General features: G+C 34.6%; 1 pseudogene. It reads right to left on the bottom strand.

Annotated features, from left to right (window positions below):
- Positions 1 to 251 (bottom strand): annotated as a pseudogene (locus HC175_RS23935) (hypothetical protein); the annotation flags it as partial.
- Positions 252 to 497 lie beyond the last annotated feature (246 nt).

Raw genomic sequence — 497 nt, 5'->3', positions numbered from 1 at the left:
TCTCCAACCTTTTGTAATTGTTGGTTGATCGCGAGGTTTAATTCCCGAGTATTCCCTATAAACCCATTCATATTATCGAGGTAGGTAGCCAAGTCCTGGAGTTTCTGAAAGGAATTTTGCAATTGCTGCATTACATCTATATTGTATTTAGCAATATTGGCAACATCAATCCTTTTAAATTCCTGAACAACCTGTAACTGGCTATCAAATGTTTGTCTCACCTCGTTAACGGTACTACTAAAGCTGTTCATTTTGGTAGTAAAGACCCTATTAAACTTTAAGAGGTTCGTTTGAAGTGAGTAAATAATTGAAGATGTATTTTTAGAAAGTATGGGCAACAGACGAGTTTGAATAAACGTAAAAAAACCATGTTTTTGATGTTCCACCTGTCTTCTGGCTCTGAAAAAAAAGTAATTACTTAAAATAGTAAGAGCTAAACCAGAAACACTGGCAAACATTGCTATTTTAACTCCATTTAATAAAGCATCTATTCCTCC

Source organism: Salinimicrobium oceani (assembly GCF_012037645.1).
The sequence above is the reverse complement of the archived record's forward strand: the minus strand, read 5'-3'. Positions and strand labels throughout refer to the sequence as shown.